Origin of the sequence: Pseudomonas paraeruginosa (assembly GCF_003025345.2) — a bacterium.
Taxonomy (GTDB): domain Bacteria; phylum Pseudomonadota; class Gammaproteobacteria; order Pseudomonadales; family Pseudomonadaceae; genus Pseudomonas; species Pseudomonas paraeruginosa.
Map to the genome: position 1 here is coordinate 4,216,038 of NZ_CP020560.1, position 23,510 is coordinate 4,239,547.

The window sequence follows — 23,510 nt, forward strand, 5'->3', positions numbered from 1 at the left end:
AGGTCAGAATATATTCACTATCGTGAATGTCAATCAGAATACTGAACAAGAAAGAGGAAGAATGACCAAGGACGCCCCAAGCAAAAGCGCCGGCGGCAAGGATGTCGGCGCCGTCGTGAATGCCATCCAGATACTTCGCCACCTGGCCCATGCCGACGGCGCGCAAGGCGTGGCCGCCATCGCCCGCGCCACCGGCATCAGCCCGAGCAGCGCGTTCAACATCCTGCGCACCCTGAGCAACGAGCGCCTGGCCTCGTTCGACGACGCCAGCAAGACCTACCAGCTCGGTCTCGGCCTCTCGGAACTCGCCGTAGGATTCTTTGGCCGCAGCTATGCCGACCTGATCCAGCCGGAACTGGAACGCCTGAGCATCGCCCACCACATCCTCGTCGCCCTGTGGCAGGTGACCGACGACGCGCACATCCGTGTCATCGCCCTCGCCGCCCCGCCCGTCGCCCATGTCAACGTCGCCATCGGCACCCGCCTGCCGGAACTGGTCGGCGCCGCCGGACGCTGCATCGCCGGCCTGCGCAGGTTGCCGGAGGACGAACTGCGCAGGCGCCTGACCCGGGTGCGCTGGGAAAACCCGCCGAGCTTCGAGCAGTACCAGGCCGAAGCGGCCGACGCCGCCGCGCGCGGCTGGGCCATCGACGAGGAGCACCTGTATCGCGGCGTCAGCATGGTCGCCAGCGCCATCGTCGACCACGACGAGCAGCCGCGCTTCGCCATTTCCGCCATCGGCATCAGCGCCCAGCACCAACCCGACGATCTGGAACGGATCGGTACCGACCTGCGGGATACCGCGCGCTTCGTGAGCCGCGCGCTGTTTCCACAGAACGTGGCACACAAAAGCACGGCCAAGGAATAGCATTCAGCCAGCTGAAAGAACCGTTCGAAGCGCACCCGCGCGGCGACGGCGAAGGACTCGGCCCGGGTCTTGTCGATGCCCAGCGAGACCCGCGCCTGCCGGGGCACCCGCTCAGCGCGGCGGACAAGCCGCGCTTCAACTCGCTTCGTTCACCGCGCTCAAGAAGCAGCGCGTCCGCTCATGCTGCGGCTGCCCGAACAGCTGCTCCGGCGTCCCCTGTTCGAGGATGCCGCCCTGGTGGAAAAAGCACACACGGTCGGCGAACTCGCGGGCGAAGCCCATCTGGTGGGTGACCATCAGCATGGTCAGGTTGTGCTCGGCGCCGAGCCGGCGCACCACGTTGAGCACCTCGCCGCACAGTTCCGGGTCCAGCGCCGAGGTCACCTCGTCGAACAGCATCACCTTCGGTCGCATGGCCAGGGCCCGGGCGATGGCCACGCGTTGCTGCTGGCCACCGGAGAGTTGCGTGGGATAGTGCTCCAGCTTGTCGCCCAGGCCGACCATCGCCAGCAGCTCCTCGGCACGCTCGCGAGCCTCGCTGCGGCGCATTCCCAGCACCTGGACCGGCGCCTCCATCACGTTCTTCAGCGCGCTCATGTGCGGGAACAGGTTGAAGCTCTGGAACACCATGCCGATCTTGCCGCGCACGCGGCGCACGTGAGCTTCGGAAGCGCGCACCGGTTCGCCGTTGCGCAACTGGTGGGTAAGCGGCTCGCCATCCACCTCGATCACCCCGCTGTCGATGCTCTCCAGGGTCATCAAGGCCCGCAGCAGGGTCGACTTGCCCGAGCCGCTCGGGCCGATGATGGCGACCTTCTCGTTGGCGCCTACCTCCAGGTTCAGGCGGTTCAGCACGCTGAAGCTGCCGTAGCTCTTGCATACGTCGCGAAAGCGCACCATCGGCTGCGCGGTCTGCGCCTGCGGGGCCTCGCTGGCCAGCGGCCGGGCGGTCATGGACAGGACGGTCATGGGGTTTCCTCCGATAGGCGTCTTCATGGCAGCGCCGTGCGTTTTTCCACCTGGCGGACGACGCCGGCCAGGCCGATGCTGATGAGCAGGAAGAACACCCCGACCAGGGTGATCGGCTCCAGATAGCGAAAGCTGTCGGAGCCAACGTTCTTGGCCTGCTGCATGATTTCCACCACGGTGATAGCCGAGAGCACCGGAGTGTCCTTGAACATGGCGATCAGGTAGTTGCCCAGGGCCGGCAGCACAGGGCGGACGGCCTGGGGCAGGATCACCTGGCGGTAGGCGCGCCACGGCGAGAAGTTCAGCGCCGTGACCGCTTCCCACTGTCCGCGCGGCACAGAATCCAGGCCGGCACGGTAGACCTCGGCGGTGTAGCAGGCGTAGTGCAGGGCGATGCCCAGGGTGCCAGCCACCAGCGAGGTCATGCTCAGCCCGTAGCTGGGCAGCACGTAGAACAGGAAATACACCTGGATCAGCAGCGGCGTGCTGCGGATGAACTCGATCAGCCAGGCCACCGGCCACGACAACCAGAAGTGCCGGCTGCGCCGGGCCATGGCGAAGAGCAGGCCGAAGACCATCGCCAGGGTGAAGCCGACCAGGGTGATGCCGACGGTCTTGAGCGAAGCGTGCAGCAGCTGCGGCAGGATCTGCCAGGCGAACTGCCAGTCGAAGAATTTCATCGCAAGCCTCCCCGGATGCGCCCATGCCCCAGCCGGCGTTCCAGGCGGCGCATGAGGAAGACGATGACCTGGGCCATGGCGAAGTAGAGCACAAGGGTCAGGCTGAAGATCTTCAGCGTCTCGAAGGTCGCCTGGTCCAGTTGACGGGCGCGGAAGGCCAGGTCCGAAAGAGTGATCAGCGACACCAGCGAGGTGTTCTTCAGCAGCTCGATCAGCAGGTTGGTGCCCGGCGGTATGGCGCACAGCAGCGCCTGCGGCAGGACGATCCGGCGGAAGCGCGTGAACGGCGTCATGTTCAGCGCCAGCGCAGCCTCGTACTGGCCCCTGGGCACCGAGCCGATGGCCCCGCGCATCACTTCCGCGCCGTAGGCGCCGATGTGCAGGCCCAGCCCGAGAATGGCCACCGTGTAGGCGCCCAGATCAAGGTTGAACGGCGGCAACGGCAGTACGAAGAACAGCCAGAACAGTTGCACCAGCAGCGAGGTGCCGCGGAACAGCTCGATGTAGCCGATGGCCAGCCAGCGTACCGCCGGCCACGGCGCCAGGCGGCCGAGGGCGGCGATGATGGCCATCGCCACCGCCAGCAGAGAACCGAAGAAGGTGACCTGGACGGTGACCCAGGCGCCCTCCATCAGCAGTGGAAGCAATTCACCCATGTTGCGCATCCCGTATCGACAGGTTCGAAAGAACGACCGAGGGGCCAGGCCCCGTCGCTCATTGCTTGCAGAGCTCGGCGGCGCTCTTGTCGGTCAGATTGGACTTGTCGAAGCCGAACGGCTCGACCGTCCGCAGGTGATCGTCGCTGCCCAGCCACTTCTTCAGTTGCCGGTTCACCGCATCGCGCAGGTCCTGGTCTTCCGGGCGGAAGGCCAGGGCACCATAGCCGATGTGCGCCGGGTCGTCCTTGAAGTCGGTGATGGCCTCGACGCTGTCGCCCCCCTTGCTCGCCAGACCCTTCATGGTCAGCGCGGTGCCGACGCTGGCGTCGGCGCGACCGGCACGCACCGCCTGGAGCTGCGCGGTGGTATCCGGCACCTGGACGATCTGCTCCTCGCTCACTCCCTCGGCGCGGGCGTAGCCCAGCTCGACGGTGCCGGACATGATCGCTAGGCGCACGTCCGGGTTCTTCGCCACGTCGGCGTAGCTGTGCAGGTTCTTCGGGTTGCCCCGCTTCACCAGCAGGGTGTCGGGGATCTGGTAGTGCGGATCGGTGAAGATCACCTGCCGGCAACGCGGCGGGGTGATGTACGTGCCGGCTGCGATCACGTCGAAACGCCCGGCGCGCAATCCGGGGATCAGCGCGCCCCATTCGGTGAGCACCGGCTCTATCTTCTTCACGCCCATGGCGCTGAACACCTTGGCGGCGATCTCCGGCGACTCGCCGGTGACCTTGCCGGAGGTCTCGGTGTAGGCGAAGGGGGCCTCGTTGGCATAACCGATGCGCACCGTGGCGCTGTTCTGGATGCGTTCGAGGGTGCTCTCGGCCTGGCTGGCGAAGCTGGCCGCAAGGCCCGCCAGCAGGCTGCCGGCCAGGGCCAGGCGATGGAGGGAACGGGGGGCGGTACTCATCTTCGGATCTCCTGATCTTCTCGTGCCGGCCTTGTTGTGTAGTTGGGACGCGGCGGTGGATGGCAGGTAGCGATGTCGTGCGACTGTTGTTCTTATGTTGGGACCCGTCGAGCGGGCCTTCCGAAGTACTGCCCCGGGAGAGGGCATTCATTGCGTTGCAGACTAAGCCGTCCGGCCTTGCGGCAGTTCCCGATCGGCGCCGTCGCGACGGAAAAAACCGCCTGTCGCACAGCGCCCATCCGCGGCTTTTTTCTGCGCCGGCCCGCTCCGCGGCGAAACGGAGCCATGCACGACCGGTCGGGCCGAGCATACAAAAGGCTTTCCAGCGCTGGAATTGCACTAGGACAATCCATGGAAATGCCCTGATCCATCACCCTGTGCCGAGGACGAAAGGGAATGCCCATCATGCAAAGCTGGCGCCACGCGCTGGCCGGCCTGCGGGTCGGCGAATCCAAGTACAAGACGCTGGTCCAGGCCATCGCCACGGAAATCGAGCAGGGCCGCCTGCAGGACGGCCAGCGCCTGCCTGCGCAGCGCCAGGTGGCCGACGGCCTGGGCATCAGCGTGCAGACGGTGACCAACGCCTACAAGGAGTTGGAACGCCAAGGCCTGGTGCGCTGCGAGGTGGGTCGCGGCAGCTTCGTCTCGCGCCGCATGACCGAGGGCATGGCGCGCTACATGCTCGACCACCCGGAACGCGCGCTGGTGGACTTCTCCATCGCCAGCATCGTCCACACCGACGAGCACGACCGCCTGTGGCGGGACACCTGCCGCGAACTGGCACAGGAGACGGACCAGCCGTGGATGCGCGCCTGCCGGCCGATCGCCGGCTTCGACAGCCACCGCGAGGCGGCGGCGCAGTGGCTGGCGCAACAGGGCCTGCACTGCGAGCGCGACGACCTGCTGATCACCAACGGCGCCGCCCATGCCATCTTCCTCGCCCTCGCCTCGCTGGCCGGGCCGGACGACGTGGTGCTCTGCGAGCAGTTGACCGACCACGGAGTGATCGGCAACTCCCAGGTGCTCGGCTTCACTCTCAAGGGCGTGGAGGTCGACCGCGAGGGGATCGATCCGGAGCACTTCGAAGACCTCTGCGCCAACGAGCGCATCACCGCACTGGTGTGCACGCCCAACCTGAACAACCCCACCTCCAGCCTGATGAGCGATGCGCGGCGCCGGGAGATAGCCGCCATCGCCCAGCGCTTCGGCGTCTACGTCGTCGAGGACGACGTCTATGGCCCGCTGCTGGGCGAGCGCCGCGCACCGCCGCTGAGCCACTATCTGCCGGAGCTGTCGTTCTACTGCACCAGTTTCACCAAGAGCGTGCTCACCGGCCTGCGCATCGGCTATCTGGCGGTGCCACGACGCCTGGCCCTGCGCACCGAGAGCATCCTGCGGGTGAACAGCTGGATGGCCGCGCCGCTACTGGCCGAGGTGGCCACGCGCTGGATTCACAACGGCAACGCCCAGGCCCTCGCGGAACGCCAGCGACGCCTGTTGGCGGCGCGTCAGGCGCTGGTCGGCGAGCGCTTCGCCGACTACCTGCTGGGCCATGCGCCGCAGTCCCTGAACTGCTGGATGGGGATTCCCGAGCACTGGGAACTGGACAGCCTGGTGCGCGAACTGCGGCACCGGCACATCGCCGTGACCTTGCCGGATCCCTTCATGGTCCGCGGCACGCCCCGGCCGCGCGCGGTGCGCCTGTGCATGGGCGCCGAATGCAGCGACGAACGCATGGCCCAGGCCCTGGACGACATGCGCGAGCTGTTCGAGCAGTATCCGAAGATCCACGACTTCTGACGCAGGGCACGCTCCTCGCCCGGCTGGAGAGCGGTAGAGCGTATTCCCCCGCGACGAATGACAATCCCCGCAACATCGTCCTAGTACATTCGTCGCGACAATTTCCCGCTCATACACTCGGCCCGACTGCATTGTCGGGAGGCCGCCATGGCCAACGAGATCCCCCTGATCGAGCTGTACCGCGCGCGCCAGCGCATCCACGGGATGGTCCGGCAGACGCCGCTGGAGCATTCGCCGAGCCTCTCCGCACGATTGGGCGAGCCGGTGTATCTGAAGCTGGAGTCGCAGCAGGCCACCGGCAGCTTCAAGTTGCGCGGCGCCAGCAACGCCATCGCCCAACTGGACGACGCGCAGAAGGCGCGCGGGGTGGTCGCCGCCTCCACCGGCAACCACGGCCGCGCCCTCGCCCATGCCGCCCGCGCGCTGGGCGTACCGGCGGTCATCTGCCTGTCGTGCCTGGTGCCGGCGAACAAGGTCGAGGCGATCCGCGCCCTCGGCGCCGAGGTGCGTATCGTCGGCAACAGCCAGGACGACGCGCAGGCCGAAGCCGAGCGCATTGCCCACGAGCGGGGCGCGGCGCTGCTGCCGCCCTTCGATCACCCGCAGATCATCGCCGGCCAGGGCACCCTGGGCCTGGAAATCCTCGAACAACTGCCGCAGGTACGCCAGGTGCTGGTCCCGCTCTCCGGCGGCGGCCTGTTCGGCGGCCTGGCCCTGGCGCTGAAAGCAGCCGATCCGTCGATCCGCCTGCACGGCATCAGCATGCGCCGCGGCGCGGCCATGGCCGCCAGCCTGGAAGCCGGCCGACCGGTGGAGGTGGAGGAGCGGCCAAGTCTCGCCGACTCCCTCGGCGGCGGCATCGGCCTGGACAACCGCTACACCTTCGACCTCGCCCGCGCCCACTGCGACGAATTGCACCTGCTCGACGAAGCCGCGATAGCCGCCGGCATCCGCCACGCCTACCGCGAGGAGCGTCAGGTGCTCGAAGGCGCGGCGGCGGTGGGCATTGCCGCCTTGCTGGAAGGGAGGATCGCCGCCGAAGGGCCGGTGGTGGTGGTCGTCAGCGGCCGCAACATCGCCATCGATCAACATCAACGCATCATCGAGGAAGCCCCCCATGGCTGATGTCACCCTGCTCAGCGAAGCCGACCTGCGCGCCTGCGTGGCGCTGGACCGCGAAAGCCTCGACGCCGTCGAGCAAGCCTTCCGCCTGCTGGCAACGGCGGCGGTGGCGATGCCGCCGATCCTGCGCCTGGACATTCCCGAGCGCAACGGCGAAGTCGACGTGAAGACCGCCTACCTGCCGGGCCTGCCGCGCTTCGCCATCAAGGTCAGTCCGGGCTTCTTCGACAATCCCCGGCTCGGCCTGCCCAGCCTCAACGGCATGATGATGCTGCTGTCGGCGCACACCGGCCTGCTCGACGCCCTGCTGCTGGACAACGGCTACCTCACCGCGGTGCGCACCGCCTGCGCCGGCGCCGTAGCCGCCAAGTGGCTGGCCCGGGAAGACGCCCGCCGGGTAGCCCTCCTCGGCGCCGGCGAGCAGGCGCGCCTGCAGCTCAAGGCGCTATGCCTGGTGCGCCCGATCGAAGGCGCCAGCCTCTGGGCCCGCGACGCGGTCAAGGCGCGCCAGTGCGCCGCCGAGCTGAGCACCGCCCTGGGCATCCCGGTGGTCGCCTGCTCCAGCGTCGACGAAGCCCTGGAAGGCGCGGACATCGCCATCTCCAGCACGCCCAGTCGCGAGCCGCTGCTCGAACGGCGCCACCTGCGTCCAGGCCTGCACATCACCGCCATGGGCTCGGACGCCGAGCACAAGAACGAGATCGCCGCCGACGCGCTGGCGGCACTGGACTGCTACGTCGCCGACCGCCTGAGCCAGACCCGCGTGCTCGGCGAGTTGCACCACGCCATCGCGGCCGGCCTGGTAGCGGCGGACGCCGACTTCGCCGAACTCGGCCAGGTCATCGCCGGCCTCCGCCCGGGCCGCCGCAGCGCCCGGGACATCACCCTCTGCGATCTCACCGGCACCGGCGCGCAGGACACCGCCATCGCCGGCCTCGCCTTCCAGCGCGCGCAGCGCATGGGCAAGGGGTTCCGCTTCAGCAGTTGAACAATTCCCCGCCGTCCCGGCCCTCCTCTGCAACGGCAGAGCCTCGGGATGACAGGGGAGCCCAGGCACGGGCCTTCCGGAGCAGGCCCGGCAACCACTCAATCCAGAGGATTTCCGCATGCCCGAAATCGTCGTCGATCTCCCCTTCGCGCGGGAGGAATACGCCCAGCGCCTGGCCAAGGTTCGCGCCAGCATGCAGCAGCGCGGCATCGAGCTGCTGCTGGTCAGCGATCCGTCGAACATGGCCTGGCTGACCGGCTACGATGGCTGGTCCTTCTACGTGCACCAGTGCGTGCTGCTGGCGCTGGACGGCGAGCCTGTCTGGTTCGGCCGCGGCCAGGACGCCAACGGCGCGCGGCGCACCGTGTTCATGCAGGCCGACGCTATCGTCGGCTACCCGGACCACTACGTGCAGTCCGTCGAGCGCCATCCCATGGACTACCTGGCCCGCGAAGTCATCGCCGCGCGCGGCTGGGAAACGCTGGCCATCGGCGTGGAAATGGATAACTACTATTTCAGCGCCGCCGCCTTCCGCTCGCTGCAGAGCAACCTGCCGCAGGCGCGCTTCGTCGACGCCACCGCGCTGGTCAACTGGCAGCGCGCGCTGAAGTCTCCGCGCGAGATCGAATACATGCGCGTCGCCGCGCGCATCGTCGAGAAGATGCATGCGCACATCCTCGAACGCATCGAACCGGGCATGCGCAAGAACCAGTTGGTGGCGGAGATCTACAGCGCCGGCATCCTCGGCGTCGACGGCCACGGCGGCGACTACCCGGCGATCGTCCCGCTACTGCCCACCGGCGCCGACGCCAGCGCGCCGCACCTGACCTGGGACGACACGCCCTTCCAGCGCGGCGCCGGCACCTTCTTCGAGATCGCCGGCTGCTACAAGCGCTACCACTGCCCGCTGTCGCGCACGATCTACCTGGGCAAGCCGCCGCAGCACTTCCTCGATGCGGAAAAGGCCGTGGTCGAAGGCATCGCCGCCGGCCTGGAAGCGGCCAGGCCGGGCAATACCACCGGCGACATCGCCCGTGCGTTCTTCCGCGTGCTGCAGAAGTTCGGCATCCACAAGGACAGCCGCTGCGGCTACCCCATCGGCATCAGCTACCCGCCGGACTGGGGCGAACGCACCATGAGCCTGCGTCCCGGCGACGAGAGCGTGCTGCAAGCGGGCATGACCTTCCACTTCATGCCCGGCCTGTGGATGGACGATTGGGGCCTGGAAATCACCGAAAGCCTGCTGATCGTCGACAGCGGCGCACAGACCTTCTGCGACTACCCGCGCCAGTTGTTCGTCAAGGAGTGAAACCATGAACCAGTTGCCCGACAACCCCATCGCCGCCAGCGTCAACTTCGAGCACGACGGCGTGCAGCACGGCCATCTCAAGCTGCCCTACTCCCGCGACGACTCGGCCTGGGGCGCGGTGATGATCCCCGTCTGCGTGGTAAAGAACGGCGCAGGCCCCACCGCACTGCTCACCGGCGGCAACCATGGCGACGAGTACGAAGGGCCGGTGGCGCTCAGTCGCCTGGCCCAGGAACTGCGCGCCGAGGACATCCGCGGCCGGGTGATAGTCGTACCCTTCATGAACGCCCCGGCCTTCCTCGCCGGCAAGCGCACCTCGCCGATCGACGCCGGCAACCTCAACCGCAGCTTCCCCGGCCGCCCGGACGGCACGGTGACGCAGAAGATCGCCGACTACTTCCAGCGCACCCTGCTGCCGCTGGCCGATGTGGTGCTGGACATCCATTCCGGCGGCCGCACCCTCGACTTCCTGCCCTTCGCCGCCTGCCACGTCCTGCCGGACAAGGCCCAGCAGGAAGGCTGCGAGGCGCTGATGCGGGCGTTCTCCGCCCCCTACGCCATGCGCATGCTGGAGCTGGACGCGGTGGGCATGTACGACAGCGCCGCCGAGGCGCAGGGCAAGCTGTTCGTCACCACCGAACTGGGCGGCGGCGGCAGCAGCAGCGCGCGCAGCGTCGCCATCGCACGCCGCGGCGTGCGCAACGTGCTGGTGCAGGCCGGCATCCTGCACGGCGCAATCGAGCAGGCGCCTTCGCGGATGCTCGACATGCCCGACGCAGACTGCTTCGTCGCCAGCGAACACAGCGGCCTGCTGGAGATGTGCCGCGACCTCGGCGAGCGAGTGGCGCGCGGCGAGGTGCTGGCGCGGGTGCACGACGTGCTGCGCACAGGCGCCGCACCGGTGGAGTACCGGGCCAAGCGTGGCGGCATCCTCGCCGCGCGGCACTTCCCCGGTCTGGTGCAGAGCGGCGACACCCTGGCGGTGGTCGCCGAAGTGCTGGACTGATGCGCACCACGGCGCCGGAGGTGGCGATGACCAAGCTCGACCGCTACGACCTGAAGATCCTGCGCATCCTCGCCGGCGACGGACGCATCACCAAGTCCAGCCTGGCCGAAGCCATCAACCTCTCGGTCAGCCCGGCCTGGGAGCGGGTGCGCAAGCTGGAGGAAGCCGGCCTGATCAAGGGCTACCGCGCGCAGATCGACTGGCCGGCGCTGTTCCGCCAGCAGCAGGTGCTGGTGGAAGTCACCCTGGGCCGCCACACGGCCCAGGACATGCGGCGTTTCGAACAGCGTCTGCAGCAGGCGCCGGAAGTGGGCTTCTGCTACGCCACCGGCGGCGGGGTGGACTACATCGCGATGATCCAGGCTCGGGATATCGATCATTACCAGCGTTTTATCGACCAGTTGCTACTGGAAGACCTGGGAATCGAGCGCTATTTCACCTACATCGTCACCAAGGTGATCAAGCCGCTGGATGCGGCCGTACCGGCAGAGGCGCTGGCGGGAACCTGACGGCATGCCGCCCTTCGCCTGCCGGCGGCGCGCCGTCGGGCGAAAAAAGCCAAGCCGGCGGCGCATCTGCGGAAAGAATTGCCGCCGCCGCCCCGCCCTTAGGAAAAAACCGCCACGGCGTCCGCCCTAGGATGACTCCCATGCCACCTGCAAGGAAACGCCGTCATGTCCTACGCCCACCCCCTCCTCTTCAAGTCGCTGTGCTACGTCAACGGCCAGTGGCTGCATAGCGCCAGCGGCGCCAGCGTCGCCGTGGAAAACCCGGCCAGCCGCGAGGTCATCGGCCACGTGCCGCTGCTCGAACGCGAGCAGATAGTCGCCGCGGTGGATGCCGCCGCCGCGGCCTTCCCGGCCTGGCGCAAGCTGTCCCTGGACCAGCGCGCCGCGCCCCTGCTGCGCTGGGCCGAACTGATCCGCCGGCACCGCGAGGACCTGGCGCAGATGCTCTCCCAGGAACAGGGCAAGCCCCTGGCCGAGTCCCGTGGCGAGATCGACTACGCCGCCAGCTTCATCCCCTGGTTCGCCGAACAGGCCCGGCGCCTGGACGGCCGCAACATCCCCAGCCACATCCCCGGCGCCCACCTGGGCACCGTCATGGAGCCGGTGGGCGTGGCGGCATTGCTGACCCCCTGGAACTTCCCCGCGGCGATGATCACCCGCAAGGCCGCCGCCGCCCTGGCCGCCGGTTGCACGGTGGTGGTCAAGCCGGCCCACGAGACGCCCTACTCGGCCTTCGCCCTGGCCCAGTTGGCCGAGGAAGCCGGGCTCCCGGCCGGCGTCTTCAACGTAGTGCTGGGCGAACCGCAGATGAGCATGGAAACCCTGGTACAGGACAGCCGCGTGCGCGCGGTGAGCTTCACCGGCTCGACCCGCGTCGGCAAGCTGGTGCTGCAGGCCGCCGCCCAGGATGTGAAAAAAGTGGCGCTGGAACTGGGCGGCAACGCGCCCTTCATCGTGCTGCCCGACGCCGACCTGGAGCAGGCGGTGAAATTCGCCATCAACGCCAAGTTCCAGACCTCCGGCCAGGACTGCTGCGCGGCCAACCGCATTCTGGTCGCCCGCGAAAGCTACGAGCCCTTCCTCAAGCGCTTCGCCGCCGCGGTGCGCGAGCTGCGCGTGGGCCCGGCCAGCGACCCGCGCAGCGACATCGGCCCGCTGATGCACCAGGCTGCCTTCGCTGCCACCTGCGAGCGCGTGCGCGACGCCATCGACCGCGGTGCGCGGCTGCTGGCGGGCGGCGAACCCCATGCCCTGGGCGGCTGGTTCCACCAGCCCACGCTGCTCGCCGACGTCACCCCGGCCATGCGCATCTGGCGCGAGGAGAACTTCGCGCCCATCGCCGGAGTGACCGCCTACGACGACCTGGAGCAAGCCGTCGAACTGGCCAACGCCAGCGAGTACGGGCTGGCCGCCTACATTTGCGGACAGCGCCTCGATCAGGTCTGGCCGCTGATGCGGCGCCTGGAGTTCGCCATGGTCGCGGTGAACGGCGCCCGCTTCACCGGCCACCCCATTCCCTTCGGCGGCATGAAGGCCTCCGGCCTGGGCCGCGAGGGTAGCAGCGAAGGCTTCGAGCCCTTCATCGAGACCAAATACTTCTGCCTGCATCACGGCGCCATCTGAGGAGAACACCGCCATGACCGACTACGCCAAGCTCTTCGAACAGGACCGGGCGCACTTAATGCACCCCTCCACCCACGCCCACGACCACGCCAGCGGCACCCTGCCCGGCCGCATAATCACCGGCGCCTCGGGCGTGCGTATCCGCGACCAGCAGGGCCGCGAACTGCTGGATGCCTTCGCCGGACTGTACTGCGTGAACATCGGCTATGGCCGCCTCGAAGTGGCCGACGCCATCCATGAGCAGGCCAAACGACTGGCCTACTACCACACTTATGTCGGTCACTCTTCCGAGGCGATCATCGAGCTGTCCGCACGGATCATCCGCGACTGGGCGCCGGCAGGCATGAAGAAGGTCTACTACGGCCTCTCCGGCTCCGACGCCAACGAAACCCAGGTCAAGCTGGTGCGCTACTACAACAACGTGCTGGGCCGTCCGCAGAAGAAGAAGATCATCTCGCGCCAGCGCGGCTACCACGGCTCGGGCATCGTCACCGGCAGCCTCACCGGCCTGGCCAGCTTCCACCAGCACTTCGACCTGCCGGTGGAAGGCGTGAAGCACACCCTCTGCCCGCACTTCTACAAGGCCCCGGCGGGCATGGACGAGGCGGCCTTCGTGCGCCACTGCGCCCAGGAACTGGAGAAGCTGATCCTCGCCGAAGGCCCGGACACCGTGGCGGCCTTCATCGGCGAACCGGTGATGGGCACCGGCGGCATCATCGTTCCGCCCGAGGGGTACTGGGAAGCGATCCAGGCGGTACTGGCGAAGTACGACGTGCTGCTGATCGCCGACGAGGTGGTCTGCGCCTTCGGCCGCCTCGGCGACAAGATGGGCAGCCAGCGCCATGGCCTGCGCCCGGACCTGATCACCACCGCCAAGGGCCTGACCAGTGCCTACGCGCCGTTGTCGGCGGTGCTCGTCGGCGAGAAGGTCTGGGATGCGATCGACAGCGCCTCCGCCCGCGAAGGCGCCATGGGCCACGGCTGGACCTATTCCGGTCACCCGATCTGCGCGGCAGCGGCGCTGGCTAACCTGGATATCCTCGAACGCGAAAACATCACCGCCAACGCCGCGGACGTCGGCGGCTACCTCAACCGACGGCTGCGCCAGACCTTCGAAGGCCACCCGCTGGTGGGAGAAGTGCGCGGCGACGGCATGCTGGCGGCACTGGAGTTCATGGCCGAACACGAGACGCGCACGCCCTTCGACCCGGCGCAGAAGATAGGCCCGAGAGTCTCGGCGGCGTGCCTTGAACGCGGCATGATCGCCCGCGCCATGCCCCACGGCGACATCCTCGGCTTCGCCCCGCCGCTGGTGCTGAGCCGCGCCGAGGCCGACGAGGTAGTGGAGATCGCCAAAGCCGCGGTGGACGCCGTGGCGGCGGAGGTGCTCTGAAGGCCAGCACCGAAACGCCCTTCGTGGGATGGAGGCGCTGCGCCCCATCCCCTCAAGCCAGCCACAGAAAAGACAAAACCCCTGAAATGCCAAGCATTTCAGGGGTTCTGGCCATATGTAATGGCGGAGAGATAGGGATTTGAACCCTAGGAGCCATTGCTGACTCAACGGATTTCGAATCCGTCCCGTTCGACCACTCCGGCATCTCTCCGTGCGGCGCGCATGATACCAGCTTGTACGCAGAACGCGAAGCCTTCTTGAAGATTTTTTCGCGTTCTTTCAGATGGTTGCGCGCGTCCGAGGTTAAAGCGGCACGCCCAGGCGCCTGGCCACCTCTTCGTAGGCTTCGATCACCTCGCCGAGGCCCTGGCGGAAGCGGTCCTTGTCCATCTTCTTGCGGGTTTCCTTGTCCCACAGGCGGCAACCGTCGGGGCTGAACTCGTCGCCGAGGACGATCTGGCCATGGAACAGGCCGAACTCCAGCTTGAAGTCCACCAGCAGCAGGCCGGCCTCGTCGAACAGCTTGTTCAGCACTTCGTTGACCTTGAAGGAATAGGTCTTCATCTGCGCCAGTTGCTCGGGAGTGGCCCAGCCGAAGGCCTGAACGTGGGATTCGTTGATGAACGGATCGCCCAGGGCGTCGTTCTTCAGGAACAGTTCGAAGGTGGGAGGAGTCAGGGCGACGCCCTCTTCCACACCGAGGCGACGCACCAGGCTGCCGGCGGCGAAATTGCGCACCACGCACTCGACCGGGATCATGTCGAGCTTCTTCACCAGGCACTCGGTATCCGACAGCAGCGTGTCGAACTGGGTCGGAATGCCGGCGGCTTCCAGCTTCTGCATGATGAAGGCATTGAACTTGTTGTTCACCGCGCCCTTGCGATCGAGCTGCTCGATGCGCTTGCCATCGAAGGCGGAGGTGTCGTTGCGGAACAGCAGGATGAGACGGTCGGCATCGTCGGTCCGGTAAACCGACTTGGCCTTGCCGCGGTAGAGTTCTTCGCGTTTTTCCATGATGGGCTCCGCTTACGGGTAATAGGGCCTAGGCGATCTCGCGCCAGTCCAGGCCTGAATGCTGATCGGCCACCTGCAGCCAGCCCGGATCGCACCCGAGGGTGTCGACGAAGGTTTGCCGGGCCAGCTGCGGCGAGTTGTTCTTTTCGCTGAGATGGGCCAGCACCAGGTGCTGCATGCGGCGCCAGTCCAGCTGCTTCACCAGTTCGGCGGACTGGTGGTTGTTCAAGTGCCCTCGCGGACCGCCAACGCGGGCCTTGAGAAAATAGGGGTACGGGCCGCCGGCGAGCATCGTGCTGTCGTGATTGGCCTCGACCACCAGCGCATCCACCGCACGATAGCATTCCAGCACCTCGGCCGTGGCCATTCCCAGATCGGTGAGCATGCCGAAGCGCCGCTGCCCGTCGGTCAGCACGAACTGGGTAGGCTCGCGGGCATCGTGGGAGACGCCGACCACCTGCACCTCCAGCCCGCGGATCGCCAGGCGCTGGCCGGCCCGCAACAGTTCGGCGGGGAGCACCGGGCGACGCATGCCGCTCAGGGTACCCGCACTCAGATAGACCGGGATCTGGTAATGCCGCGCCAGCAGCTCGACGCCATGGATATGATCGGCGTGTTCATGCGTGACCAGGATCGCGTCCAGCTGCGCGGGGCTCAGCCCCAGGCGCGCCAGACGCTTGATGATTTCACGCAGCGGAAAGCCGCAGTCGATCAGTATCCGGGTGTCAGAACTGCTCACCAAGGCCGAATTGCCCCGGCTTCCGCTGCCCAGAACCGCGAACCGCATTGCGCATGCTCTCCTGGAGTTTTTCCAGTACGTTTTGCGCGACATCGGCCGGCGCAGAGGTGTTGATGTCCTTGTCGACGGTGACCTGCACGGCGTCGCTGACGGTGGTCAGGCGGACCTGGTAGCGCTGCGCCTTGGCGTCTTCCTCTTCCTTGGTCTTCTCGCCGCCGCCGAACAGGCGACTGAAGAAGCCAGGCTTGTCTTCGTCGGGCTTCTTCGCCCCTTCGGCGATGTTCACGTAGTACACGCCAAGGCTGCGGTTGAGGTCGTCGACGCGGATGTCGGCGCTGTCCAGGGCACGCCCGACGCTGACCCAAGAGCGGTCGAAGTCGGACTGCAGGGTCAGCACCGGGTTGCCGCTGCCGTCCTTGCTCAGCTCGAAGGTGCCGGGCGTATCGTAGACCGAGTTGGCTGCCAGCAGGGAGACCGAACCGCCCTGCTCCGCGCTGCGCGCCATGCTCGCGACCATCTCGTCGAGCAGCGCCGCGTCGAGGCTCGGCGCCACCGACTTGCTCGGCCAGCTCGGGCTGCTGGTGTCACCGGCGGCGCGGGTCTGGCTGAGCACGTAGACCTCGCTGGTATTGCTTTGCACCCCGGGCTCGATGCGCACCCGAACCCGTGCCTGGCCGTCCGGCTCGACGCCGCTCACGCGACTGCTCAGGCGGCGTGCCAGCGGCGCGGAAAGCTGCGACAGCGATTGCCAGTCGGAACTGAACTCGCCGGTCTGCGGACGCTCGTCGGCGATGCGGAAACCGTTCTCCTCGAAGAACTGCCGGGCCACCGGCCAGACCTCCGCCGGCGGCCGCTGGGCCACTACCCAGCGGCTGTCGCCGCTACGCTGCAGGCTGTAGTCGCTGATCTCGCCGGAATTGGCCAGCGGCTGCGGACGCGGAACCTCGTACTCCCCCTCCTTCTCATGGGTGGTGGCGACGTTCAGCGGAATCGGCAGCAGCGGATCGAGCGGCTTGCTGTGGACCCCTTCGGGCAATTGCATGGGCGGCGTCTCGCGGGCACCGAGGTAATCGGTGCCGCGGTCGCGGAAGTAGCCCTCCGGCCCCCACAGCCAGCCGCAGCCGGAAGTGTTGCCGATAACTAGGGCGAGGGCGGTCAGTCCAGCCAGTCGCTTCATTGCGTGGAGCTCCTTGATCAAGCCAATACGCCGGTCTGGCGCATGGCCTGACGCAGCGGCTCGTGGCAACGCGGGCTGAGCCAGGTCAGGGGCAGGCGGATGCCCTCGGGGATCAGACCCATCTCATGCAGGGCCCACTTCACCGGAATGGGGTTGGATTCGATGAACAGCGCCTTGTGCAGCGGCATCAGGCGGTCGTTGATGGCCCGCGCGGCAGCGGCGTCGCCGCGCATGGCGGCGGCGCACAGGTCGCTCATGGCGCGCGGCGCGACGTTGGCGGTGACCGAAATGTTGCCCTTGCCGCCCAGGAGCATCAGCTCGACGGCGGTGGCGTCGTCGCCGGAATAGACGAGGAAGTCCTTGCCGACGCGCTCGATGACTTCCCTGGCGCGCTGCAGGTCGCCGGTGGCTTCCTTGATGCCGATGATATTCGGCACCTTGGACAGGCGCTCGACGGTCTCCGGAAGCATGTCGCAGGAGGTGCGGCCCGGCACGTTGTAGAGGATCTGCGGGATCGCAACGGCTTCGGCGATATGGCGGAAGTGCTGGTACATGCCTTCCTGGGTCGGCTTGTTGTAGTACGGCGTCACCAGCAGGCAGGCGTCGGCGCCGCCGCTCTTCGCGGCCTCGGTCAGCGCCACCGCCTCGCGGGTGGAGTTGGCGCCGGTGCCGGCGATCACCGGGATGCGCCCCTTGACCTGGTCGACCACGCGACGGATCACCTGGATGTGCTCTTCCACGTCCAGCGTGGCCGATTCACCGGTGGTGCCGACGGCGACGATGGCGTTGGTGCCTTCCTGCAGGTGGAAGTCCACCAGCTTGGCGAGGCTGTCCCAGTCCAGTCGACCCTGAGCATCGAAGGGGGTGACCAGTGCCACCATACTGCCCGCAATCATGCAACCGCTCCTGCCGCGAAATTAAAGCGGTAATGGTACTGTCGGCGGCAGGCCTTGCACAAGACGAGCGCCGCGTCGTCGGAAGCCCCTGACAGGCGGCAGACGTTTCCCTCGGCGGCGCTTTTCGCTACCCTTCCCGCTTTCAGGTACGGCCCGTGCCGCCAGCGTATTCCAGGAAAGTTGAATGTCCACCAGCCAACCCCGCGAACAATTCCTTCTGATCAGCGCCCTCGGCCCCAATCCGATGGAGCTGACCACCCTGCTCTGCCGCGCCTGCGTCGAGAGCCGCTGCGCCGTGGTCAGCAGCCGCCTGACCCGCCATGGCGAGTTCAGCGCCCTGGTGCTGCAGGTCTCCGGGAGCTGGGATGCCCTCGCCCGCCTCGAGGGCAGCCTGCCGACCCTCACCAAGCGCGGCGACATCACCCTCAGCATGACCCGCAGCAACGCCCACGTGACCCGCGCCCAGGCGCTGCCTTACGTGGCCTATGTCAGCGCGGTGTATCGCCCGGACATCCTCAACGAACTCTGCCAGTTCTTCATCGACCACAACATCGAGCTGGAGAACCTCACCTGCGACACCTACCAGGCGCCGCACACCAACACCACCATGCTCAACGCCACGATCACCGTGACCCTGCCCGCCGGCACCCAGATCAGCTGGCTGCGCGACCAGTTCCTGGACTTCGCCGACGCCCTGAACCTGGACGCCCTGATCGAACCCTGGCGCCCCCAACATCCCTGAGGAGCCGAGTCCATGCCGGTCGCTATCGACAAACCCGTCCCCGACTTCACCGCCCCCGCCACCAGCGGCAAGGAAGTGACCCTGTCCGCGCTGAGAGGCAGGCAGGTCGTCCTCTATTTCTACCCGAAGGACAGCACTCCGGGCTGCACCACCGAGGGCCAGGGCTTCCGCGACCAGTACGCGGCGTTCCAGCGGGCCGATACCGAGGTCTTTGGGGTTTCCCGCGACGGCCTGAAGTCCCACGAGAACTTCAAGTGCAAACAGGAATTCCCCTTCGAGCTGATCAGCGACAAGGATGAGGCGGTCTGCCAGCTGTTCGACGTGATCAAGCTGAAGAAGCTCTACGGCAAGGAATACATGGGAGTCGACCGCAGCACCTTCCTCATCGACAAGGATGGCGTGCTGCGCCAGGAGTGGCGTGGCGTGAAGGTCCCCGGCCACGTCGATGCGGTGCTCGCCGCCGCCCAGGCGCTGAACGGGGCCTGAGTCCCGCGCCAGCGAAAGAGGCCGCTTCCGCGGCCTTTTTCATTTCCACCCGACGCTACGAGGTCGCCGCCGGGCTTTCGGGAAGATCCTTAGGCCAGGCGTCCAGCACCGCCTTCACCAGGGTCGCCAGGGGGATCGCGAAGAACACCCCCCAGAATCCCCACAGTCCGCCGAACAGCAGCACCGCGCAGATGATCGCCACCGGGTGCAGGTTCACCGCTTCGGAGAACAGCAGCGGCACCAGCACGTTGCCGTCCAGCGCCTGGATGATCGCGTGGGCCACCATCAGGTAGATGAACTGGTCGCTCCAGCCCCACTGGAAGAAGGCGATCATCGCCACCGGCACGCTCACGACTACCGCGCCGATGTACGGCACCACCACCGACAGGCCGACCAGCAGGGCCAGCAACGCCGCGTAGTTGAGGCCGAGGTAGGCGAAGGCGATGTAGGTCACCGCGCCGGTGATGACGATCTCGATGACCTTGCCACGGATGTAGTTGGCGATCTGCTGGTTCATCTCCGCCCAGACCTGCTTCATCAACCCGCGCTCGCGCGGCAGGTAGCGGCGGAACCAGGTGTAGAAGCGCTTCTTGTCCTTGAGGAAGAAGAACACCAGGATCGGCACCAGCACCAGGTAGATCATGATGTTCACCACTACCGGCAGGCTGGCCAGCGACGAGGTCAGCGCCCACTGGCCGATCTGGCCGAACTCGCCGCGCGCGGTCTCTATCGCCTTGAGCACCTGTTCTTCGCTGATCAGGCTCGGATAACGCTCGGGCAGCATCAGCAGCACGCTCTGCCATTCGCCGAGCATCCGCGGCAGTTCGTTGAACAGGGTGAACAATTGCTGCCAGAGCAGCGGCAGCAGGACCACCAGGAACAGCGCCAGCAAGCCGAGGAACAGGCTGTAGACCAGCCACACGGCGAACAGGTGCGGCATCCGGAAGCGCTCCAGCATGCCGACCACGCCCTGGATCAGGAAGGCGATCACCATCGCCGCCAGTACCGGCGCGAGCATCCCGCCGAAGGCGAGGATGACGCTGAAGCCGAGCACCAGCATGATCGCCAGCACCACCGCCTCCTCGTCGGAGAAGTAGCGCTGCATCCAGTCGCGTAACACCTTGATCATCGCAAATCCTGAATCGGTACGGCGGAGGCTCCGCTAACGCTTGCGCAGCCAGTATCGGTAGACGCCCTCCTCAGCCTCCTCGCGGAGCAGCTCGTGGCCGGCGAGCTGGGCGAAGGCGCGGAAGTCGCGCTGCGACCCGGCGTCGGTGGCGATCACCTTGAGCACCCCGCCGCTGGGCAGGCGGTTCAGCTCCAGCTTGGCCTTGAGCAGGGGCAGCGGACAGTTGAGACCACTGGCATCCAGCTCCGCGTCACATACCAGGGGAAATGAATCGTTATCCGTCATGACAGCCTCTCCCGAAGGGCCGACAAGCATACCCAAGCCCATCCGCCGCTGGCCAGTTGAAACGGCGGGCGACCTCCAACAGCTTCGGGTCCCGGGCAGATACCTAGGCAGTGCCGATAACCAACGGCTAAAGTAAGGCCTTTGCCAACCTGAGCTTCCTGCATGAATGTACTGCGCCCCGCCCTGTTGACGCTCGCCTGCATGCTCGCTTCGCCGGTCATGTCGGACGATCTGCCCTCCCTGGGCGACGCATCTTCCTCGATCGTTTCGCCGGAGCAGGAATTCCAGCTGGGCCGCGCCTGGCTGAGCATGCTGCGCAACCAGGTCGACGCGATCACCGACCCGCAACTGAAGGACTTCGTCGAAAGCAGCGTCTATCGGCTGGCCGAGACCAGCGACCTGCAGGACCACCGGCTGGCCTTCATCCTCATCCGCGATGCGCAGATCAACGCCTTCGCCGCGCCCGGCGGGGTGATCGGGGTCAATGGCGGCCTGCTGCTCAACGCCCAGACCGAAGGCGAGTACGCCGCGGTGCTGGCCCACGAACTCGGCCACCTGATCCAGCGCCACTTCGCCCGCGGCATCGAGGCGCAGCAGCGCATGCAGTTGCCGGTGATGGCGGCGATGCTCGCCGGCATCGTCGCCGCCGCCGCCGGTGCAGGCGACGCGGGGATCGCGGCGATCGCCGGGACCCAGGCCGCGGCGATCCAGAACCAGTTGCGCTTTTCCCGGCAGAACGAGCAGGAAGCCGACCGCGTCGGCGTCACCAACATGGTCCGTGCCGGCTACGACCCGCGCTCGATGCCGAACATGTTCGAGCGCCTGGCGCGGCAGTACCGCTATGACGGCAAGCCGCCGGAGTTCCTGCTCACCCACCCGGTCACCGAGTCGCGTATCGCCGACACCCGCAACCGCGCAGAGCAGTATCCCCAGGGCGGCAAGGAAGACAGCCTGCGCTACCAGCAGATGCGCGCGCGTACCCAGCTGATCTTCGAGGAAACCCCGGGGATGGCCGGCAAGCGCTTCCGCGCCATGCTCAACGACAATCCCGGGCTGGACGCCGCACGCTACGGGCTGGCCATCTCGCAGACGCGCATCGGCCAGCTCAACGATGCCCGTGACAACCTCAGGCAATTGCTGGCGAAGGCACCCAACGACGTCGCCTACAACCTCGCCCAGGTCGAACTGGACATCACCGCCAACCGCCTGCCGGACGCCGACCAGCGGCTGAAGAAGATGCTCGCCCAGTTCCCCAGCAGCTATCCGCTGAAACAGGCGCGCGCCGACCTGATGCTGAAGATGGGCAAGCCGCAGGACTCGGAAAAGATCCTCGACGACCTGAGCAAGGCCCGCCCGCTCGACCCCGACGTCTGGAACCGCCTGGCCGAGGTGCGCAGCCTGACCAACAACGCCATCGGCGTGCACCAGGCACGCGCCGAATACCTGTCGCTGACCGGCGACTACCAGGCCGCCATCGAGCAGTTGGACTTCGCCAAGCGCCGCGCCGGCGGCAACTTCCAGCTGGCCGCGCGGATCGACGCGCGCCAGCAGGAAATCCGCCAGCAGGAAAGGATGGTCAAGGAAATGTTCCGCTGATCGACGGCTGATCCGAGGAAAAAAGCCCGGTGATGTTCGCCGAAGCAGGGCGTGGGACGAATGCTGCCGGCGGCGCCATTCGCCCCGCGGAGCGGGCTTGCAGGCTCAGGCGTTGCCGGCCAGGCGCAGGCGCGCGGCCTGGGTGAAATCGAGCATGCGCTTCAACGGACGGACCGCGCGCGGAACCAGTGCCGGGTCGACGAAGATCTCCCCGCTGCCCTCGCGCAGGCAGGCCAGGGTGCGCTCCAGGGTATTCATCGCCATCCACGGGCAGTGCGCGCAGCTGCGGCAGGCGGCGCCATTGCCGGCGGTGGGAGCCTCGACGAAGGTCTTCTCCGGGCACAGTTGCTGCATCTTGTAGAAGATGCCGCGGTCGGTGGCGACGATGAAGGTGCTGTTCGGCAGGGTCTGCGCGGCCCTGATCAACTGGCTGGTCGAACCCACGGCATCGGCCAGCGCCACCACGCTCTCCGGCGATTCGGGATGGACGAGGATCGCCGCGTCCGGGTAGAGCGCCTTCATGTCCTCGAGCTGCTTGGCCTTGAACTCCTCGTGGACGATGCAGGCGCCGTCCCAGAGCAGCATGTCGGCGCCGGTCTCGCGCTGGATGTAGCGCCCCAGATGCTGGTCCGGCGCCCACAGGATGGGTTCGCCGTTGTCCATCAGGTGCTCGACGATCTCCACCGCGCAACTGGAGGTCACCACCCAGTCGGCGCGAGCCTTCACCGCCGCGGAGGTATTCGCATAGACCACCACGGTGCGCTCCGGATGCTGGTCGCAGAATGCCGAGAACTCGTCCACCGGGCAGCCCAGGTCGAGTGAACAGGTCGCCTCGAGGGTCGGCATCAGCACGCGCTTCTCGGGATTGAGGATCTTCGCCGTCTCGCCCATGAAGCGCACCCCGGCGACGACCACGGTCTGCGCCGGGTGCTGGTTGCCGAAACGGGCCATCTCCAGCGAGTCGGACACGCAACCGCCGGTCTCCTCGGCCAGCGCCTGGATCACCGGATCGCAATAGTAGTGCGCCACCAGCACGGCATTCTGCGCCTTCAGCTCGGCCGCGATCGCCGCGCGGTGCTCGGCGCTCTCCTGCTCGCTCAACACGCGGGGTTGCTTGGCGGCCAGGTGGGCCTGGACCAGGAGTCGTTCGGAAATCTGCGTCATAGTCGCTACACCTGAAGGCGCAACAGCGCGTCTCTCTATCTTATACCCGGCGGCAGGCTGGCCCGCCGGAAGCTGACGATCGCAGGCCCGGGCACGGCACCCGGCACCGCCTGCAAGGTCGCGGATTCTAACCGCATAGGCTGGCCAGGGCCATCCCGGCGCCAAGCCCCGCTGGCAGACGGCTACGCTAACAAAAGACATAGGTTTCGGTGGTTAGACCGACACGACATAATTTTTCTGTTTCTTAGAACAAACCTTTTGAATCCTTCGCCGCCGGCGATCCGAACAACCCTGCCGGCGGGCAACGCCTGGTACTTTAGTATTAAGCCCTTGGTATTAACGTTAAAGCCCCGGTAAATATCCGCAATTTCTTTTCGTCGAATTTACGAGCAATATGAAACTCATTTCACTGAAATAAGCTCTTCTTTCACATAATTATAAAAAAA

Annotated in this window: 23 protein-coding genes and 1 tRNA gene; 12 read left to right on the plus strand and 12 right to left on the minus strand. The window is 66.8% G+C overall.

What is annotated here, in order from left to right:
• Positions 1 to 61 precede the first annotated feature (61 nt).
• Positions 62 to 868, plus strand: coding sequence for an IclR family transcriptional regulator (locus B7D75_RS19975; protein ID WP_003157902.1), 807 nt, complete (start codon positions 62 to 64; stop codon positions 866 to 868).
• Positions 869 to 1,003: 135 nt separating this feature from the next.
• Here the strand turns inward: B7D75_RS19975 and ehuA are convergent, their stop codons facing one another.
• The 4 genes from ehuA to ehuB are packed head-to-tail and all read right to left on the minus strand — an operon-like array spanning position 1,004 to position 4,086.
• Positions 1,004 to 1,837 (minus strand): ectoine/hydroxyectoine ABC transporter ATP-binding protein EhuA, encoded by an 834-nt coding sequence (gene ehuA / locus B7D75_RS19980; RefSeq protein ID WP_012076778.1) that lies wholly within the window; start codon positions 1,835 to 1,837, stop codon positions 1,004 to 1,006.
• Between the two features lie 23 nt (positions 1,838 to 1,860).
• Positions 1,861 to 2,517 carry an ectoine/hydroxyectoine ABC transporter permease subunit EhuD gene (ehuD, locus tag B7D75_RS19985; protein WP_034079436.1) on the minus strand — a complete coding sequence of 219 codons (657 nt, stop codon included), beginning with the start codon at positions 2,515 to 2,517 and terminating at the stop codon, positions 1,861 to 1,863.
• Positions 2,514 to 3,173 carry an ectoine/hydroxyectoine ABC transporter permease subunit EhuC gene (ehuC, locus tag B7D75_RS19990; RefSeq protein WP_003155327.1) on the minus strand — a complete coding sequence of 220 codons (660 nt, stop codon included), beginning with the start codon at positions 3,171 to 3,173 and terminating at the stop codon, positions 2,514 to 2,516. The genes ehuD and ehuC overlap by 4 nt, the downstream gene beginning before the upstream one ends.
• A gap of 58 nt (positions 3,174 to 3,231) precedes the next feature.
• Positions 3,232 to 4,086, minus strand: coding sequence for an ectoine/hydroxyectoine ABC transporter substrate-binding protein EhuB (gene ehuB / locus B7D75_RS19995; RefSeq protein WP_012076781.1), 855 nt, complete (start codon positions 4,084 to 4,086; stop codon positions 3,232 to 3,234).
• A gap of 405 nt (positions 4,087 to 4,491) precedes the next feature.
• Between ehuB and ehuR the strand changes: the two genes are divergently transcribed.
• From ehuR to B7D75_RS20035, 8 genes are all read left to right on the plus strand, one after another.
• Positions 4,492 to 5,886, plus strand: a complete 1,395-nt coding sequence (gene ehuR / locus B7D75_RS20000; RefSeq protein WP_012076782.1) for a MocR-like ectoine utilization transcription factor EhuR — start codon at positions 4,492 to 4,494, stop codon at positions 5,884 to 5,886.
• A gap of 147 nt (positions 5,887 to 6,033) precedes the next feature.
• The gene (eutB, locus tag B7D75_RS20005) at positions 6,034 to 7,011 is read left to right on the plus strand and encodes a hydroxyectoine utilization dehydratase EutB (protein ID WP_107114354.1); all 978 of its coding nucleotides are present in this window, start codon (positions 6,034 to 6,036) and stop codon (positions 7,009 to 7,011) included.
• On the plus strand, positions 7,004 to 7,996 hold the full coding sequence (locus tag B7D75_RS20010; RefSeq protein WP_033998691.1) for a cyclodeaminase: 993 nt from the start codon (positions 7,004 to 7,006) through the stop codon (positions 7,994 to 7,996). The genes eutB and B7D75_RS20010 overlap by 8 nt, the downstream gene beginning before the upstream one ends.
• Before the next feature lie 118 nt (positions 7,997 to 8,114).
• The gene (gene doeA / locus B7D75_RS20015) at positions 8,115 to 9,305 is read left to right on the plus strand and encodes an ectoine hydrolase DoeA (protein ID WP_107114355.1); all 1,191 of its coding nucleotides are present in this window, start codon (positions 8,115 to 8,117) and stop codon (positions 9,303 to 9,305) included.
• 4 nt (positions 9,306 to 9,309) lie between these two features.
• The gene (doeB, locus tag B7D75_RS20020; protein WP_034079430.1) at positions 9,310 to 10,311 is read left to right on the plus strand and encodes a N(2)-acetyl-L-2,4-diaminobutanoate deacetylase DoeB; all 1,002 of its coding nucleotides are present in this window, start codon (positions 9,310 to 9,312) and stop codon (positions 10,309 to 10,311) included.
• Between the two features lie 26 nt (positions 10,312 to 10,337).
• Positions 10,338 to 10,820, plus strand: a complete 483-nt coding sequence (locus B7D75_RS20025) for an Lrp/AsnC family transcriptional regulator (RefSeq protein WP_034079585.1) — start codon at positions 10,338 to 10,340, stop codon at positions 10,818 to 10,820.
• Positions 10,821 to 10,985: 165 nt separating this feature from the next.
• The gene (locus B7D75_RS20030) at positions 10,986 to 12,443 is read left to right on the plus strand and encodes an NAD-dependent succinate-semialdehyde dehydrogenase (protein WP_012076787.1); all 1,458 of its coding nucleotides are present in this window, start codon (positions 10,986 to 10,988) and stop codon (positions 12,441 to 12,443) included.
• A gap of 13 nt (positions 12,444 to 12,456) precedes the next feature.
• A complete protein-coding gene (locus B7D75_RS20035; protein ID WP_043099269.1) occupies positions 12,457 to 13,836 on the plus strand; it encodes an aspartate aminotransferase family protein in 1,380 nt (459 codons plus the stop codon).
• A gap of 121 nt (positions 13,837 to 13,957) precedes the next feature.
• Here the strand turns inward: B7D75_RS20035 and B7D75_RS20040 are convergent.
• The 5 genes from B7D75_RS20040 to dapA form a co-directional block, all read right to left on the minus strand.
• A tRNA-Ser gene (locus tag B7D75_RS20040) sits at positions 13,958 to 14,047 on the minus strand.
• Between the two features lie 92 nt (positions 14,048 to 14,139).
• Positions 14,140 to 14,850, minus strand: a complete 711-nt coding sequence (gene purC / locus B7D75_RS20045; protein ID WP_053814344.1) for a phosphoribosylaminoimidazolesuccinocarboxamide synthase — start codon at positions 14,848 to 14,850, stop codon at positions 14,140 to 14,142.
• Between the two features lie 28 nt (positions 14,851 to 14,878).
• Positions 14,879 to 15,637, minus strand: a complete 759-nt coding sequence (locus tag B7D75_RS20050; RefSeq protein ID WP_033998687.1) for an MBL fold metallo-hydrolase — start codon at positions 15,635 to 15,637, stop codon at positions 14,879 to 14,881.
• Entirely contained in the window at positions 15,576 to 16,766 is a 1,191-nt protein-coding gene (gene bamC, locus B7D75_RS20055) for an outer membrane protein assembly factor BamC (protein WP_012076790.1), read from the minus strand. Before bamC ends, B7D75_RS20050 begins: the two co-directional genes overlap by 62 nt.
• A gap of 17 nt (positions 16,767 to 16,783) precedes the next feature.
• Positions 16,784 to 17,662 (minus strand): 4-hydroxy-tetrahydrodipicolinate synthase, encoded by an 879-nt coding sequence (dapA, locus tag B7D75_RS20060; RefSeq protein WP_012076791.1) that lies wholly within the window; start codon positions 17,660 to 17,662, stop codon positions 16,784 to 16,786.
• 184 nt (positions 17,663 to 17,846) lie between these two features.
• Here dapA and B7D75_RS20065 point away from each other — a divergent pair, with 184 nt between their 5' ends.
• Together B7D75_RS20065 and B7D75_RS20070 are read left to right on the plus strand one after the other, a co-directional pair.
• Positions 17,847 to 18,404 carry a glycine cleavage system protein R gene (locus tag B7D75_RS20065; protein ID WP_034079420.1) on the plus strand — a complete coding sequence of 186 codons (558 nt, stop codon included), beginning with the start codon at positions 17,847 to 17,849 and terminating at the stop codon, positions 18,402 to 18,404.
• Positions 18,405 to 18,416: 12 nt separating this feature from the next.
• On the plus strand, positions 18,417 to 18,890 hold the full coding sequence (locus tag B7D75_RS20070; RefSeq protein ID WP_034079418.1) for a peroxiredoxin: 474 nt from the start codon (positions 18,417 to 18,419) through the stop codon (positions 18,888 to 18,890).
• Positions 18,891 to 18,945: 55 nt separating this feature from the next.
• On the opposite strand, the gene B7D75_RS20075 is transcribed toward B7D75_RS20070, so the two are convergent.
• On the minus strand, positions 18,946 to 20,019 hold the full coding sequence (locus B7D75_RS20075) for an AI-2E family transporter (RefSeq protein WP_003153030.1): 1,074 nt from the start codon (positions 20,017 to 20,019) through the stop codon (positions 18,946 to 18,948).
• A 33-nt stretch (positions 20,020 to 20,052) separates the two neighbouring features.
• Positions 20,053 to 20,304 carry a sulfurtransferase TusA family protein gene (locus tag B7D75_RS20080; protein WP_034079415.1) on the minus strand — a complete coding sequence of 84 codons (252 nt, stop codon included), beginning with the start codon at positions 20,302 to 20,304 and terminating at the stop codon, positions 20,053 to 20,055.
• 162 nt (positions 20,305 to 20,466) lie between these two features.
• On the opposite strand from B7D75_RS20080, the gene B7D75_RS20085 reads away from it, so the two are divergent.
• The gene (locus B7D75_RS20085) at positions 20,467 to 21,900 is read left to right on the plus strand and encodes a tetratricopeptide repeat protein (RefSeq protein ID WP_034079413.1); all 1,434 of its coding nucleotides are present in this window, start codon (positions 20,467 to 20,469) and stop codon (positions 21,898 to 21,900) included.
• A 105-nt stretch (positions 21,901 to 22,005) separates the two neighbouring features.
• Here B7D75_RS20085 and nadA read toward each other — a convergent pair whose 3' ends face one another.
• Positions 22,006 to 23,064, minus strand: a complete 1,059-nt coding sequence (nadA, locus tag B7D75_RS20090; RefSeq protein ID WP_043099272.1) for a quinolinate synthase NadA — start codon at positions 23,062 to 23,064, stop codon at positions 22,006 to 22,008.
• Positions 23,065 to 23,510: the final 446 nt, after the last annotated feature.